Below are 15,259 nucleotides of genomic sequence, written 5' to 3' on the forward strand. Positions count from 1 at the left end.
AGCTACCCCTCGATCAGGACAGGATCAGAAGTTCAGCCCTCCGCCGAATCCGGCTGGGAATCGGGCTGGAAGCCCGGGCCGCTCTCGTGGTGCACCTCGTGGGCCTGGCCGGACGAGCCCCATCCGGTCTCCGGCGCCGACTCCGGCACCAGCCAGACGGCACCCAGCGGCGGCACGCGCAGCGTGACGGACGACGGCTGACCGTGCCACGGCACCGGCACGGAATCGACCGAGCCCATGTTGCCCACCCCGGAACCGCCGTACTGCTCGGCGTCGGTGTTGAGCACCTCCAGCCAGCGGCCCCCGTTCGGCACACCGAGGTGGTAGACCTCCTGCGGCTGGGCGGAGAAGTTGACCACGGCCACCAGCGGGTTGCCGGCCGCGTCGCGGCGGATGAACGAGAACGTGTTGTGCTGCGTGTCGTTCGCGTCGATCCACTGGAACCCGGCGGGGTCGCTGTCGGCCTGCCAGAGCTCGGGCCGGTCTTGGTAGACCCGGTTCAGGTCACGCACCAGCTGCTGCAGGCCGGCGTGCCAGGGCGCGTCCTCCAGCCACCAGTCCAGGCTGCGCTCCTCGGACCACTCCCGTTCCTGACCCAGTTCCTGGCCCATGAACAGCAGCTGCTTGCCCGGGTGCGACCACATGAAGGCCAGGTAGGCGCGCACGTTGGCGAGCTGCTGCCAGCGGTCGCCGGGCATCTTGCCCAGCAGCGAGCCCTTGCCGTGCACGACTTCGTCGTGGCTGATCGGCAGCACGAAATGCTCGTTGTACGCGTACATCAGCGAGAACGTCATCTGGTGGTGGTGGTACTGCCGGTGGATCGGGTCTTTCTGCACGTAGCCCAGGGAGTCGTGCATCCAGCCCATGTTCCACTTGTGGCCGAAGCCCAGACCGCCCAGGTGCGTGGGGCGCGTGACGCCCGGCCACGCAGTGCTCTCCTCGGCGATCATCACGACGCCCGGGTGCCGCTTGTAGGCGGTGGCGTTGACCTCCTGGAGGAAGGCCACGGCCTCCAGGTTCTCCCGGCCGCCGTACTTGTTCGGCGTCCACTCCCCGGCCTCGCGGGAGTAGTCCAGGTAGAGCATCGAGGCCACGGCGTCGACCCGCAGGCCGTCGACGTGGAACTCCTCCAGCCAGTACAGGGCGTTCGCGACCAGGAAGTTGCGCACCTCGGTACGGCCGAAGTCGAAGATCAGCGTGCCCCACTCGGGGTGCTCACCGCGGTGCGGATCACCGTGCTCGTAGAGCGGCACACCGTCGAACTTGGCCAGCGCGAACTCGTCTTTGGGGAAGTGCGCGGGCACCCAGTCGACGATCACGCCGATCCCGGCCGCGTGCAGCTGGTCGACCAGGTACCGGAACTCGTCCGGGCTGCCGAAACGCGAGGTGGGGGCGTAGTAACCGGTGACCTGGTAGCCCCAGGAGCCGCCGAAGGGGTGCTCGGCCACCGGCAGGAACTCGACGTGGGTGAAACCCATGTCCTTCACGTAACCGACGAGCTGGTCGGCGAGGTCGACGTAGGACAGACCCTGCCGCCACGAGCCCAGGTGCACCTCGTACGTGCTCATCGGCCGGTTCAGGGCCTCGTGGCCGGCGCGCTCGGCGAGCCAGGCGCCGTCCTGCCACTCGTAGGACGACTCGGTGATGACCGAGGCCGTCAGCGGCGGGACCTCGGTGGCGAACGCCATCGGGTCGGCCTTCTGACGCCACTGGCCGTCCCGCGCGAGGATCTCGTACTTGTACCGGCTGCCCGCCCCGATGCCCGGCACGAACAGCTCCCAGATGCCGGAGCCGCCGAGACTGCGCATCGCGTGATTGCGGCCGTCCCAGCCGTTCGCGTCCGACACCACGCGCACGGCCTGGGCATTGGGCGCCCACACCGCGAACGATGTGCCCTCGACGTCACCGATCAGGCCGGGGAAACGCCGGGGGTGGGCACCGAGTGCACGCCACAGTTCCTCGTGCCGGCCCTCGGCGATCAGATGCAGGTCGATTTCACCCAGGCTGGGCAGGAAGCGGTACGGGTCGTCGAGCAGTAGCTCGTCACCCTCGTACCGGACGGCGATGCGGTAGTCGCCGACGGTCGCGCGGTCGAGCACCGCCACCCAGATCCCGTCCTGCTCGTGGGTCAGGGGGTGCCGCTCGCCGTCATCCGTGACGACCGCGACCTCGGTGGCCAGGGGGCGCAGCGTGCGCACCGTGACCCGGCCGCTGTGGAGGTGGGCCCCGAGCACCGAGTGCGGGTTGTAGTAGGCCCCGGCGGCAACCTTCGCCAGCACGTCCGAGTCAACGGGTTTCACCGTCGACGTCACCACGATGTCTGTGGTCGAAAGCGCGGCGGTGCTCGCTTCGAGGGGGCTCTGCGAAGTCGGAGACTGTGCCATGTCGGGAAGTCTGGCACGCATCGGGCGAGGCGGCATGATGCCGCGCCACCCCCTCCGGGCGGCTGAGGGCGTTCTCGGCATGCGAATACCCTACTTGGAGTAATCTCTTGCCTACCCTGCGCCTCAAGGCCGTGGTCAGGGCCCTGTAAGACTGCCGGGTAACGATTCGGACCGGTGGCCACGGCATGGTGAGCGAAAGGTGTGGTTCATGGGCCCCCGGGTGTTGCTGGTGTGCACCGCCAACATCTGCCGATCGCCCGGGGCCGAGGGGCTTCTGGCCGGGCGGCTCGGTGGCGAGGTCGATTTCTTCAGCCGCGGCACGCGATCCGTGGCCGGGGCGGGAAGTTGTGAGTACTCCGCGGAATGGGTGCGTGATCACTCAGGGGTGGTGCGTGATCACACGTCCCGCCCGCTGGAGGTGGCCGACATCCGGGCCTCCACCATGATTCTCACCGCCACCCAGACCCAGCGCGGCCGGGTCATCGAGATGCGGCCCTCGGCCCAGGTCCGCACCTTCACCCTGCTGCACGCCGCCCGCACCGCGCAGTGGCTGGCCTCCGCCGGCCGTACCCCGCCGCCGGGCTCAGACCTGGCGCACCGCGTGCTGTGGCTGGTCGAGGAGCTCGACGCGAACCGGGGGGCGGCGCCTCGGGGCATCGATGACGACGACGAGTTGCCCGACCCGCACCGCGGCGGGCGGCATCCCCAGGTGTTCAGCCGCCTGCAGGCGGCCGTCGAGGATCTCTGCGCCCCGCTGCTCTTCCGTGGCCCGGTGCTCCGTCGAGACCGGGCCCGCTTGCGGCATAAAGCTTCTGGCTGATCAGAGAGTGCCCTCACAGGTCGGGCACAGCTCGCGGATGGTCGTGATCGGGCCGGAGCGGCGCCAGTCGTTCCACTCGTCGGTGTAGACCGTGCCCGCGCCCTTGCAGGTCGAGCAGTCGTCGAGCCCGGCCTGCTCCTGCTCGTCGTCGCGGCGGTTGCGCAGCAGCAGGGCCAGGCCGGCCGCGAGCAGCAGGGACGGCAGCCAGAGCATGTCGTAGTCGCCCAGAAGAAGGTTTCCGGCGTACAGGCCGGAGGCCCCAATCGCCAGCAGGGCCCCGAATACGGCGTTCACGTCGCTCCTTCCGGGGATTCCGGTCGGCGTTCGCGGTCGCCTCGCGCCCAGCCACAGACCGACGCGCTCATCGGCGAGCCGGGTGCAACCAGAGCGTAAAGCTCCGCCTGTCGCGAGTCATCCTAGGGGTGGCAAACGCGGTGTGGAAGGGCGAACCAGGATTGTCGCGCAACGCCTCTCAGCGGCGCCTCAGGCGATCTTGGCTCGCGGCCCGTTCGCCGGGAATGAAAATCGCGGTGCGGCACCGAGTGCCCCACCGCGATCTTCCTGCTTCGGACGGGCTCAGATGGAGCGCCGCGACCGGTGGTGCCGGGGAACACCCGTGGGCACGTGCGGCATCACCGACTGCGGCGGGATGAGCAGTTCCCGCTCGTCCTCGAGCAGCTCCAGGTCCGGTGCCGAGAGGTCCACCGTCAGCGGCGGGATCTCCTGGAACAGGTCTGCCGCCGGCAGCCGGTTCTCCTGCGGGTCACCGACGGGCGGGGTCGGCCCGTCCATTGAGGACGACCTGGTCACCCCACCCGGGCCGCTCACCCCAGGCCCGTGGTGGTGGTCATCGAGGTGTTCGTACCCCGACGGGACGTCCTGGATGTAGCCCCCGGCCCGAAGGTACCCGTAACCGGTGGTGGGCTCGGCCCAGGCGGGATCGTCCTGCGGCTCCGAAGGATTCCAGGGCCCCGAAGGGTTCTCGGGCGCTGAGGGATTCTGCGGCAGCAAGGAATTCGGGGGCGCTGAGGAATTCGGGAGTGCTGAGGAATTCGGGGGCACCGAGGAACTCCCTGGGGCCGAGGAGTTCCCGGGGACCGAGGAGTTCTGAGCCACCGCAGAATTCCGCGGGCCCCGGAACCACGGGGCCCCGGCCTGGCCATTCTCCGGCGTGATCGTTCCGGCCTGATCGGCCCGTAGGTTCTGGGCCGTCCGTGGGTTCTGGCTCACCCGTGGGTTCTGGTCCGACTGAGGGGCTTGGACCGCCTGTGAGTTCTGGCCCACCCGTGGGTCCTGACTCACCCGTGGGTCCTGACTCACCCGTGGGTCCTGCCCCACCCGTGGGTCCTGCCCCACCCGTGGGTCCTGCCCCACCCGTGGGTCCTGACTCACCCCTGAGTTCTGCCCCACCCGTGGGTCCTGAGCCATTCGTGGATCTTGAGCCGCCCGTGGATCTTGAGCCGCCCGTGGGTCCTGGGCCACTCGTGGGTCCTGGGCCGCCTGAGGTGCCTGGGCGTTCCGTGGGTCCTGGACATTCCGTGGGTCCGGGGAGTAGCTGCGGCGGCTCTGAGTATTCCGTGGTTCCTGGATGGCCTGCGGGTTGTGGACGCTATGGGTGTTGTGAGCGGCCCGACTGTCCCAGGTGGCCCCCGAGTCCTGGGCGCCCCGTGGGTTGCGGCCGGCCTGGTGGTCCGGGGCCACCGGGTTGCTCTGGCCATTCTGGAGGTTGTGGGTGGCCCGGGGGTCTGGGGCGGTCGGGGGATGCTGGAAGCCCTGAGGGTTTCGGAGGCTCTGAGGGCTCTGGGAGGCCGGCAGGTCGGGGCCGTCGAACCAGGTCCGGGTATACGCCGCCGGGGGCCTGTGAGGTTCGGCGGGCGGCGCTGATCCCGTTTCCTCGTCGGTGTTTTCAGCCCGTGAGCCCTGCGTGGGGATACCGCTGAGCGGAGTGCCCATCCGCAGGCCCGAGGGCGAGGTGTCCGGTGCGGGCCAGGGCTTGTTCTGCGTGCCCGGATCCGGGGGGAGGGGGTGCAGGCGCAGTTCCCGGGGCACCTCGGCGGCCGGATGGTGCTCGACCGTGAGCCGGTTCACCTCCAGCCCCTCCGCCCGGCGAGGAGCGTCGTGCGGGACCTCGCGCACCGTGCGCGAGACCTCGACACCGTCCGCACGGGAGATCACGGTGAGACCGTCGCTCTGCGGCGTGGTGACGATCGGCAGCGGCCCGGTGGAGGACAGCCCCCCGAACACCGAGATACTCCCCGTAGCCGGACCTTCCGGCTGGTGAGGTGCAGCGGACTCGGCAATCGGCGCCCAGCCGTCCGACGGACTCGGCGCCCACCCCATGTCAGCGGCGGCCCATGAGGCCGGCTGACCTTCAACGGGGTGGCCCTCTGGGCCGTGGTGCCCTGCGGGCGCCTCGGAACCTGTGGATCCTGAACCACCCGCATCGGAGGCGGCCGAAGTGGCCGGCCGTCCGGATCCGGTCGCCGGCCCGGAACCGGTCGACCTCACCGACCCGGCAACCGAACCACCGCCACCAGAGACCCCCGTGGTGATCTGCGTCCCCCATTGAGGGCTGCCCGGAGCCGTACTGCCCGAAACCCCGTTACCGGAAACGCCATGACCCGAAATTGGATCGGCGGCAGGCGCTCCCGCACCACCCCGAGCTGCGGGCCGCCCCTGGTTCCCGGGTTCGGGCCAGGGGTTCGGCCCGGCCTGGTCGGATGCCTCGGCCCGGCTCAGGTCGAGGGGTTCCAGCAGGCGCGGGCCCTCGTTCTCGAAGGGTTCCAGGGGGAGCGACGAGGCTGGGAGCGTGATCTCGGTGGCCTTCTTCCGGCTGCGACGGGCACGCTTCTCCACCTTCTCCTCGGCCGCCGGAGTGGCGACCGGGGAAGGGGCCTGCCCGTATCCGTAACCGTCGTAACCGTTGCCCTTCTTGCGCGGGGCGAAGTTCAGCACCGTACCGAGCATCTTGGCGCTGACGGACTCCAGCGACTTCAGCGCCCGCACGGTCTCTTCACGCCGGCTGCGACCGTGACGGACCACCAGGATCGCGCCGTCCGCGGCGGTGGAGATGAGAGCCGCGTCGGTGACGGGCAGCAGGGGCGGCGCGTCGATGATCACCACGTCGTAGTGCTCGGCCAGGGTGTCGAGCAGATGACGCATCTGCTGGGAACCGAGCAGCTCCGAGGGGTTCGGGGGAGTGGGGCCCGACGGCAGCACCGCGAGCAGGTCGCGCTCGTAACCGACCACCACGTCGCGCAGGTCGTGCTGACCGGCGAGCACGTTGGTGAGTCCGGCCCCGTTGCTGATACCCAGGTACTTACTGACGGCGGGCTTGCGCAGATCACCCTCGACAAGCACCACCCGGGCGCCGCTCTGGGCCAGGATCAGGGCGATGTTGCAGGCCGTGGTGGTCTTGCCCTCGTCGGGCAGGGCGGATGTAACGGCGATGACCCGCGGGGGGTTGTCCACGTCGGCGAACTGCAGGTTGGTGCGCAGCGTGCGGAATGCCTCGGCCCGTCCGCCGAACGCGTCGGCGGTGACCAGCGGCTGCTTCGGTGCGGAGGCGTCGAACGGCACCACTCCCAGAGGCACCGAACCGGTGAGCAGTTCGAGGTCGGAGCTGCCGCGCACGGTGGTGTTGAGCTGGTCGCGCAGCATGGCCGCACCGATGCCGAGGCCGAGCCCGAGCAGCAGCCCGAGCGCGATGTTCAGCGGCACCCGTGGCGAGACCGGCGCTGTCGGGGCGATCGCCGGGCGGGTGACGGTCAGCATCACCGAGGAATCCGCGGTGGATTGGCCGGCCATCTCCAGACTGCGCACGACGTCTTGCAGCTGGGTCGTCACCGCCCGGCCGATGGCCGCGGCCCGGTCGGGGTCCGGGTCGGACACGCTGATGTCGATCAGCACCGTGTCGAGCTTCGGGCTGGCGTCGATCTTCCCGGCCAGTTCACCGGCGGTGTAGGGCAGCCGCAGCTGCTTCACCACCGGCTCGGTGACGGCGCTGCTGGTCACCATGCTCGCGTACGACTTCACCCGTTGCTGGCTGAAGGTACTGCTCTCGGAGAGGGAACTGAGCGAGGAGTTCTTGCCCGGGTTCTGGGCGGAGACGAAGACCTGGGTCTGCGCCTGGTAAACGGGCGTCTGCCGGCTCGTGTACGCGGCGGCGGCGACGCCGAGCACCGCCATGATCAGAACGATCAGCCAGTGCTGCCGGAGCACTCGCAGGTACTGGGTCAGTGTCACCGAATGTGCCGCCTTGTCATTGCACTCCTCCACCGGCCTGAGGGCCCTACCGTACCCATATCTGGCTACAGAGTGGGGTCGAATGATTGCTCTGGGTCATGTGGGCCGGGAGCAGTCAAGGTATTTCGGGGAGTTACACCTGATTGGGCGGGTCTACCGAACGGTCAGAGGGAGGTCTCGACCCGACCGGGCCACCTCGTCGCACCAGCTGAGCACGCGGGAGACGATCTCGTCGTCCAGGGAGCGGCGCCCGGCCTCGACCTCGCGCAGGACGTGATGGCGAAGTGCCTTCGCGTCGCGTCGGCGGCGGGCCGCCCGGCTGAGCCGCCCTGCGGCCAGATGGCCGGCGGCGAGCAGGACGACGAATCCGGACAGAATGAGCTCCTCCATGACCACAGAGCGTACTTGCTTGATCACGGCATGTCAGACGCTTGGTCGCATGCGCCGTAATTGCTCACGTTCTGCCAGGTCAGGAGGGAATGTGGTGCAGTGGGCGGGCAGCGGGAAAAGGTTTAGCGGCGCGGATCGTGGTCGCGGCCCGGCCGGTTACGCGGGTAGTTGCGGGCGGTGTCGCGCAGGGCGATGCCCGCGGCCTTACCCATCGGCATGTTCGTGCGCCGGGCCTTGATCAGGTGGAAGACGTAGAACGCGACGATCGTGAGCACCCCGGCGTCGTCGACCATGCCGAACGGGCCGAGCACGGCCTCGGGGGCGGCGTCGATCGGGCTGATCAAGTAGGCGAACGACGCGACCATCGCCGCGATACCGCGCAGCGGCAGGCGGTAGCGGTAGATCACGTAGAGCCCGACCACGAGCAGTGCCACAGCCACCAGCAGCAGCACCACGACGAAAGCCACCACGACCGTGACGGTGGTGTTGTCGCCCATTTCGTCCCCCTTTACTCGTGGAACACCATTGTCGATCAGATCTTCGGCACTGCCTCATCCAGATGACGGACGATGCGTACGAGACGTGGGCGAGCGGTGCGTTCCGGGCGAGGATACGGTTCTGGAGTGAAAATTGGTCGCTCTGGAGCAGCCCTCCTCGCCCTGATGCTGTCCTTCGGTCTCGCCGGGTGCGAGGTCACCAACGACATCGGTGGATCTACCGTGTCGGGTTCGGACTCCTCCGACGGCACCACGAGCGACGACAACAGCGGTCAGAAAGCCACGAAGGTACTGGCCACGCTCTCGGTGAAGGGCCGGGCCGCGGGTACCGGCTACGACCGCGACGAGTTCGGCAGCGCCTGGAAGGACGTCGACAAGAACGGCTGCGACACCCGCAACGACGTCCTCAAGCGGGACCTGAGCGGTGAGAAGTTCCGCTCGGGCACCAAGGACTGCATCGTGGTCAGCGGCACGCTGAAGGACCGGTACACCGGCAAGGCGATCAAGTTCACCAAGGAGGACGCCTCCGCGGTGCAGATCGACCACGTCGTCGCGCTGGAGAACGCCTGGGTCACCGGTGCCTTCCAGTGGACGAAGGAGAAGCGCACCGAGCTCGCCAACGACCCGCTGAACCTGCTGGCCGCCGACGGCCCGACGAACTCGTCCAAGGGCTCGGGCGACGCCGCCACCTGGCTGCCCGCGAACAAGTCGTTCCGCTGCGACTACGTGGCCCGGCAGATCGCGGTGAAGGCGAAGTACGGCAACTGGGTGACCAAGGCCGAGAAGAAGGCCATGAGTGGTGTGCTCGAGAGCTGCCCCGACGAGCGCGTACCCACCTCGAAGTCCAGCACCAAGGCCGACTCGAAGGAGTCCGCCGCCACGTCGTCCGGGGGCCAGGACAAGAAGTCGGACGCCGACAGCGACAATGGCAACAAGGAGACCCCGGGCGCGTTCTGTCCCGACGAGGGAGCGAAGGCCAAGGACTCCGACGGCGACACCCTGACCTGCAGCATCAAGGGCGACGACGACCGGGCCCGGTGGCGTACCGCCGCCTGATCTCCCCGGTTCCGCACAGTCTTCCGTTGTAGGTTAGGCATACCTCACTTTGGAAGGTGGTAGACGCATGTCCGTCTCTCCCCGCGCAGAAGGCGCACGCGACGGCCGTGGGCGGGTCGGTGGCCGCGGCGAAGGACGTGGCGGCGCGACCCTGGTGCTCACGGTCGCCAGGACCGAGCAGCTCAGCCCGACCATGGTCCGCGTCGTCCTGACCGGCGACGACCTGGCGCAGTTCACGATGAACGAGTTCAGCGACGCCTACGTGAAGCTGATCTACCCGCGAGCGGGCATCGAGTACGACCGGCCGATCGACATGAAGGCGATCCGAACCCAGCTCCCACAGTCGCAGTGGCCGCAGAACCGCACGTACACGGTGCGGCGCTGGGACGAGCAGGCCCGCGAACTGTCCATCGACTTCGTCGTGCACGGGGACGAGGGCCTGGCCGGTCCCTGGGCGCGCGACGCGAAACCGGGCGACGAGATCTGGCTGGCCGGTCCGGGCGGGGGCTACCGGCCCGAGCCGGGCGCCGACTGGCACCTCCTGGTCGGCGACGAGAGCGCCCTGCCCGCCGTCGCGGCCTCGCTCGAGGCGATGCCCGACGACGCGAAGGGCATCGTGCTCCTGGAGATCCACGACCCGGCCTCGGAGCTCAAGCTCACCGCTCCGGCCGGGGTCGAGGTCCGATGGCTGCTTGACACCGGGCGCCCGGCCGGCACGGTGCTGGTCGAGGCCGTCACTGCGCTGGAGTTCCCGGCCGGCACCGTGCACGCCTTTGTGCACGGTGAGGCCGCGGCGATGCGTGACCTGCGCCGGTTCCTCAAGCGTGAGCGCGGTGTGAAGCAGTCACAGCTCTCGATCTCGGGTTACTGGCGGATCGGCGCCAACGACGAGGAATGGCGCGCGGTCAAGAGCGACTTCCAGAACGCGCCCTGAGTCACCGTTCCCGCAGGACTACCGCAGGCGGCGGGTGGTCGGAGTGATCACCCGCAGCCAGCGGTAGCCGTACCGTCCCAGATCCACCTCGCCCTTGATCTCCTCGTCGTGAGGACTGAGCAGATCGATGGCAGTGCTGCCGGGCTCCAGCTCCAGGGGCACGGTCACCGGGTCGGGGCCGAAGTTGTGCATGGCGATGATGACGGCGTCCTCCCAGGTCGACCGGTGCACGAACACCTGCTCGCTCGACTGCGGCAGGACCTCGAAGTCACCCCAGCCCAGTTCCGGGCTGCTGCGGTAGCGCGCGATCAGCAGCCGCACGAAGTTCAGCAGTGAGTCCGGATCGGCCCGCTGCGCCTGCACATTCACGTGCTCGGGCCCGAACTCCCCGGTCACCAGCGGCGCCGGGAACGTCTCGGCGTCGTCGTTGCGGGAGAAACCGGCCCCCGGCTCGCTCGTCCACTGCATCGGCGTGCGCACAGCGGTGCGGTCACCGATCTCCAGGTTCTCGCCCATCCCGATCTCCTCGCCGTAGAAGAGCACCGGGGTGCCCGGTAGCGAGAAGAGCAGGCTGTAGACCATGCGGATGCGGTCGGCGTCACCGTCGAGCATCGGGGGCAGCCGCCGGATCAGGCCGCGGCCGTACACCTGCATGCGCTTCTGGGGCCCGAACGCGTCGAACACCTCCTGCCGCTCGGAGTCGGAGAGCTTGTCCAGCGTCAGCTCGTCGTGGTTCCGCACGAAGGTGCCCCACTGGCACTCGCGGGGGATCTCCGGGCGCTGCTCGAGCGCCCGCTGCAGCGGCCCGGCGTTCTGCCGGGCCAGCGCCAGGTACATGTTCTGCATCGTGATGAAGTCGAACTGCAGCGTGAGTTCGTCGCCCTCGGAACCGCCGAAGAACTCCAGCTGCTGCTTGAAGGGCACGTTCACCTCGCCGAGCAGGATCGCGTCGCCGGAGCGCCGGTTGATGAACGCCCGCAGGTCACGCACCACCTGGTGCGGGTCGGGCAGGGCGGTGGGGGACTCACCGATGGTGTCGATGAAGAACGGCACCGCGTCGACCCGGAACCCGCTGACGCCCAGAGCCAGCCAGAACCCGACGATGCGCGCGATCTCGTCCCGCACGGCGGGGTTCGTCACGTTGAGGTCGGGCTGGTACTTGTAGAAGTGGTGCAGGTAGTACTGCCCGGTCTTCTCGTCGAGCGTCCAGACGCTGCTCTCCTGGTCGGGGAACACCGGCTCGGGCTGCTGGCCCGCCGGCGGCTCGTCGACCCACACATACCAGTCCCGGTAGGGCGAGTCCTTGCTCTCCCGGGAGGCGACGAACCACGGGTGCTGGTCCGAGGTGTGGTTCACCACCAGGTCCACGATCACCCGCATCCCCCGGTCGTGGGCCGTCCGGATCGCCTCGACCAGGTCGCCGTGGGTGCCCAGGCGCGGGTCCACCCCGTAGAAGTCGGTGATGTCGTAGCCGTCGTCGCGATCCGGGCTCGGGTAGAAGGGCATGAGCCAGAGGCAGGTCACGCCGAGCTCGGACAGGTAGTCGATCCGCTGGGCGAGCCCGGCCAGGTCTCCGGTCCCGTCGTCGTTCCAGTCCATGAATGTCTCGACATCGAGGCAATAGACCACCGCTGTTTTCCACCACATGTCCGCTGTGTCAGTGATCCGCATGAAAGCGATCTATCACTTGTGGGCAACATTCGCGCTTCCACAACCAGGTCTCCAGCGAAACCCGATCGCCGGGCGTAGGGTTGAACTGCGGTCAATGGAGATGCGCGGGACCAGAATTTACCTTCGTGTTCTCCGGCCAGGCCGTGACGACAGAGAAGGAGATGGGGGTCAACCCGCGATGGACCCGACACAGTTGGTCGACGAGGCACTGCGCCGTTTCACCGCCCGGCAGATCGCCGCGAACTCCGGTGACTCGACCGGGGCCGCACAGCCGGGCGCCGATGCTCTCGCAGCTGTCTTTCAGCACCTCGCCAAGCTTGACGGCTGGGCCAAGGTGGCCATCGACCGCCTGGTCGCAGATCCCGAGAATGTCCGGGCCGCAGCCGATCTCAAGCTGAGTATGGATCAGGCGGCACGTCTGCACCCGCAGTTCATGCGCACTCTCTCCGAGGTCTGCGCGGGAACGGGGGCGGCCCCCGCGGCGCTCTCCCCGCACGTCCGGGCACCGGGGCCGGCAGCCTAGGAACCGGCGCGAGCACACCTGAGGGACTGTCCGGGCAGATATCTGTCCGGACAGCCTTTTGTCCCCGGAAAACCGAAGCGCATTTCACAGGAAGCCGTTGTCCGGGCGTTTCCCGGGAATGACGGCGCGCTTTAGTGGCGACCCGTGAACACTGTGTGATCTTCCGGCGAAGATGTCCGGACAGACGGCGGGGCGGGGCCGATCGGGTTGAATTCCGGGCCGGGTGTATCCGGCGGTTTTCTGTCCGGATGGTGGACGCCCGCCAGGGTTCGGGGGCCGGGGAACGGTGGTTCCGCAGCGGGCCTCCAGGACGCATGCTTGGGTGCACCCCCGGCCCGGTATGCCGGGTTTCGCACTCGCGGCAGAGTCCTCGACCCGATGGAGAGACATGGACACCACGCTGACCCAGCCCAGTTCCGGTACGCCCCTGAGCCTGCCGCCCGGATTCCGCTGGGGCGTAGCCACGGCCGCCTACCAGATCGAGGGGGCGGCGGCCGAGGACGGCCGGACGCCGTCGATCTGGGACACCTACTCGCATACTCCGGGCCGGGTGCACGGTGACGACAACGGCGACGTGGCGTGCGACCACTACCACCGCATGCCCGACGACGTGGCGCTGATCAAAGGGCTGGGGGTGGACACCTACCGGTTCTCGATCTCCTGGCCGCGGGTGCAGCCGGGTGGCAGCGGGGCGCTGAACCCCCAGGGCGTCGACTTCTACTCGCGGCTGGTGGACGAGCTGCTGGCCAACGGCATCGACCCGTGGGTCACGCTCTACCACTGGGACCTGCCCCAGGAACTGGAGGACGCGGGCGGCTGGCCCGCCCGCGACACCGCCCACCGGTTCGCGGACTACGCGGCGCTGATGTTCGACCGGCTGAGCGACCGGGTGGCGAACTGGACCACGCTCAACGAACCGTGGTGCTCGGCCATGCTCGGGTACGCCTACGGGCATCAGGCGCCCGGCCATCAGGACTTCCCCGCGGGCATCCGGGCCGTGCACCACCTGCTGCTCGGGCACGGTCTGGCGACGCAGCGGATGCGTGAGGCGGCCTCAGGGCTCGACCGTCCGGTGCACCTGGGCATCACGCTCAACCTCGGCCCCGGGCACCCGGCCACCGACACCGACGAGGACCGCGACGCCGCCCGCCGCGCCGACGGCCTGAACAACCGGCTCTATCTCGACCCGCTTCTCAAGGGGGCCTACCCGGCCGACGTCGTGGACGACCTGGCCCTGCGGCACGCCGAGCTGCCGGTGCAGGAGGGCGACCTGGAGATCATCTCGACGCCGATCGACGTGCTCGGGGTGAACTACTACACCGGCTGGCTGATCTCCCATGTGGACGAGGACGGCTCGAGCACGGACTCCGACGGGGCCCTGGTAGCGCGATCCGTGGGCCGGGGCCGCCCGGTGACGGCAATGGGCTGGGAGATCGTGCCCGAGGTCTTCACCGAGCTGCTCGTGCGCCTGTCCCGGGAGTACCCGGGCGTGCCGCTGTTCATCACCGAGAACGGCGCGGCCTTCGACGACGTCGTCGCCGCGGACGGGTCGGTGCCCGACCCGGAGCGCCAGGCCTACCTGGAGTCGCACATCCACGCGGTGCAGGACGCGGTGGCCCAGGGGGCGGACGTGCGGGGCTACTTCGTCTGGTCGCTCCTGGACAACTTCGAGTGGTCGTACGGGTACGACAAGCGCTTCGGCATCGTCCGGGTCGACTACAAGACCCAGGAGCGCACCCTGAAGGACAGTGCGCACTGGCTGCGCGGCCAGATCCGGGTCTGGCGGGAGTCGGTCGCCGGGTAGTTCTTCGTCAAGACCACGAATGGTGGACGCCGTCGGGCACCCAAGGAGGCCGACGACGTCCACCATTTTTTGATCGGTTTTCGAGCAAAATACGAAAACCCTTGATGAAGGTTTTCTTTCACCTGTACGCCTGTCCGGACAACTCGAGGTGAGGGGCAGGTCACACCCCCAAAGGGGTAACGCTCTCGTCGAAGTGACCGTTAATGGGAGTGGCGGCGCAACCGCCGCCCCGCGAACCCGCGGAGGAAGTCGACCGAAAGGCACTGATGATCACCGAACTGCGTACCCACCTGGCCGAGCGTCGAGTCGTCCGTCAGCGTAACCGCAAGCTCGCTCATGAGCTGGCGAGCTACAGCACCCCGGCCGAGCGTCAGGAGCTCGACGCGATCATGGGTCGCCACACCGAGTCCGAGATCGCCGAACTGGAGGCCGTGCTCAACCAGCAGGCGGCCACCCGGGCAGTTCACCTGTAACACCAACTTTTCGAGGCGCGCCAGAGACGCAGCGCCCATGATGATGCGGCGACACGAAGACGTGTCGCCGTTGTTGTTTTGGCAGAGGTTTTTCAGAGGGTCCTGAGGAAGTGGACCTGGGCGTTCCCGGCCGGATAACCCTCGGCCCGCCCGGTCTCGACGTACCCGTGGCGCCGGTAGAAGTCCGGCGCCTGGAACGTGAACGACGACAGCACCATCCGGGCGCAGCCCCGCCGTCTGGCCTGGTCCTCCGCGGCCGCCAGGAGCTTGCCGCCCCAGCCGCCGGCCCGGTGGTCGGCGTGCACCCAGAGCATGCTCACCCCGCAGGTGCCGCCCCACGTCCAGCCGGTGAGTCCGCCCACCGGCTCACCGTTCTCGTCGTCCGCCCCCGTGGCCTTCGCGTTGAAGGCGGCCAGTTCCCGGTCGCTCGTACCGGTCGACCGCTGGGTCATGGGCGAAGCC

The 15,259-nt window shown here is 68.7% G+C and carries 13 protein-coding genes; 6 read left to right on the top strand and 7 right to left on the bottom strand.

Going from position 1 to position 15,259, the window contains the following annotated elements; genetic code table 11:
- Positions 1-32: 32 nt before the first annotated feature.
- Positions 33-2,384: a 1,4-alpha-glucan branching protein GlgB gene (gene glgB / locus LR393_RS00790; RefSeq protein ID WP_231480887.1), complete on the bottom strand. Its 2,352-nt coding sequence runs from the start codon at positions 2,382-2,384 to the stop codon at positions 33-35.
- A gap of 208 nt (positions 2,385-2,592) precedes the next feature.
- On the opposite strand from glgB, the gene LR393_RS00795 reads away from it, so the two are divergent.
- Entirely contained in the window at positions 2,593-3,204 is a 612-nt protein-coding gene (locus LR393_RS00795) for an arsenate reductase/protein-tyrosine-phosphatase family protein (protein ID WP_231480888.1), read from the top strand.
- On the opposite strand, the gene LR393_RS00800 is transcribed toward LR393_RS00795, so the two are convergent.
- The 4 genes from LR393_RS00800 to LR393_RS00815 form a co-directional block, all read right to left on the bottom strand.
- The gene (locus LR393_RS00800; protein WP_231480889.1) at positions 3,205-3,498 is read right to left on the bottom strand and encodes a zinc finger-like domain-containing protein; all 294 of its coding nucleotides are present in this window, start codon (positions 3,496-3,498) and stop codon (positions 3,205-3,207) included.
- 282 nt (positions 3,499-3,780) lie between these two features.
- The gene (locus tag LR393_RS00805) at positions 3,781-7,449 is read right to left on the bottom strand and encodes a polysaccharide biosynthesis tyrosine autokinase (protein WP_231480890.1); all 3,669 of its coding nucleotides are present in this window, start codon (positions 7,447-7,449) and stop codon (positions 3,781-3,783) included.
- Positions 7,450-7,602: 153 nt separating this feature from the next.
- Positions 7,603-7,839: a hypothetical protein gene (locus tag LR393_RS00810; protein ID WP_231480891.1), complete on the bottom strand. Its 237-nt coding sequence runs from the start codon at positions 7,837-7,839 to the stop codon at positions 7,603-7,605.
- A 122-nt stretch (positions 7,840-7,961) separates the two neighbouring features.
- The gene (locus tag LR393_RS00815) at positions 7,962-8,336 is read right to left on the bottom strand and encodes a YkvA family protein (protein ID WP_231480892.1); all 375 of its coding nucleotides are present in this window, start codon (positions 8,334-8,336) and stop codon (positions 7,962-7,964) included.
- A gap of 165 nt (positions 8,337-8,501) precedes the next feature.
- On the opposite strand from LR393_RS00815, the gene LR393_RS00820 reads away from it, so the two are divergent.
- Positions 8,502-9,392 carry an HNH endonuclease family protein gene (locus LR393_RS00820; RefSeq protein WP_231480893.1) on the top strand — a complete coding sequence of 297 codons (891 nt, stop codon included), beginning with the start codon at positions 8,502-8,504 and terminating at the stop codon, positions 9,390-9,392.
- A gap of 67 nt (positions 9,393-9,459) precedes the next feature.
- A complete protein-coding gene (locus tag LR393_RS00825; RefSeq protein WP_231480894.1) occupies positions 9,460-10,326 on the top strand; it encodes a siderophore-interacting protein in 867 nt (288 codons plus the stop codon).
- Between the two features lie 18 nt (positions 10,327-10,344).
- Here the strand turns inward: LR393_RS00825 and LR393_RS00830 are convergent, their stop codons facing one another.
- Positions 10,345-11,997 (bottom strand): alpha-amylase family protein, encoded by a 1,653-nt coding sequence (locus LR393_RS00830; RefSeq protein ID WP_231480895.1) that lies wholly within the window; start codon positions 11,995-11,997, stop codon positions 10,345-10,347.
- Positions 11,998-12,175: 178 nt separating this feature from the next.
- Between LR393_RS00830 and LR393_RS00835 the strand changes: the two genes are divergently transcribed.
- The 3 genes from LR393_RS00835 (at position 12,176) to LR393_RS00845 (ending at position 14,797) form a co-directional block, all read left to right on the top strand.
- On the top strand, positions 12,176-12,520 hold the full coding sequence (locus LR393_RS00835) for a hypothetical protein (protein WP_231480896.1): 345 nt from the start codon (positions 12,176-12,178) through the stop codon (positions 12,518-12,520).
- Between the two features lie 388 nt (positions 12,521-12,908).
- Positions 12,909-14,324 (top strand): GH1 family beta-glucosidase, encoded by a 1,416-nt coding sequence (locus tag LR393_RS00840; protein WP_231480897.1) that lies wholly within the window; start codon positions 12,909-12,911, stop codon positions 14,322-14,324.
- A gap of 266 nt (positions 14,325-14,590) precedes the next feature.
- Complete coding sequence (locus LR393_RS00845) at positions 14,591-14,797, top strand: hypothetical protein (RefSeq protein ID WP_231480898.1); 207 nt, start codon at positions 14,591-14,593, stop codon at positions 14,795-14,797.
- 92 nt (positions 14,798-14,889) lie between these two features.
- On the opposite strand, the gene LR393_RS00850 is transcribed toward LR393_RS00845, so the two are convergent.
- Complete coding sequence (locus tag LR393_RS00850; protein WP_231480899.1) at positions 14,890-15,249, bottom strand: GNAT family N-acetyltransferase; 360 nt, start codon at positions 15,247-15,249, stop codon at positions 14,890-14,892.
- Between the last annotated feature and the right edge of the window lie 10 nt (positions 15,250-15,259).

The organism is Kineosporia mesophila (assembly GCF_021129235.1).
Classification (GTDB): domain Bacteria; phylum Actinomycetota; class Actinomycetes; order Actinomycetales; family Kineosporiaceae; genus Kineosporia; species Kineosporia mesophila.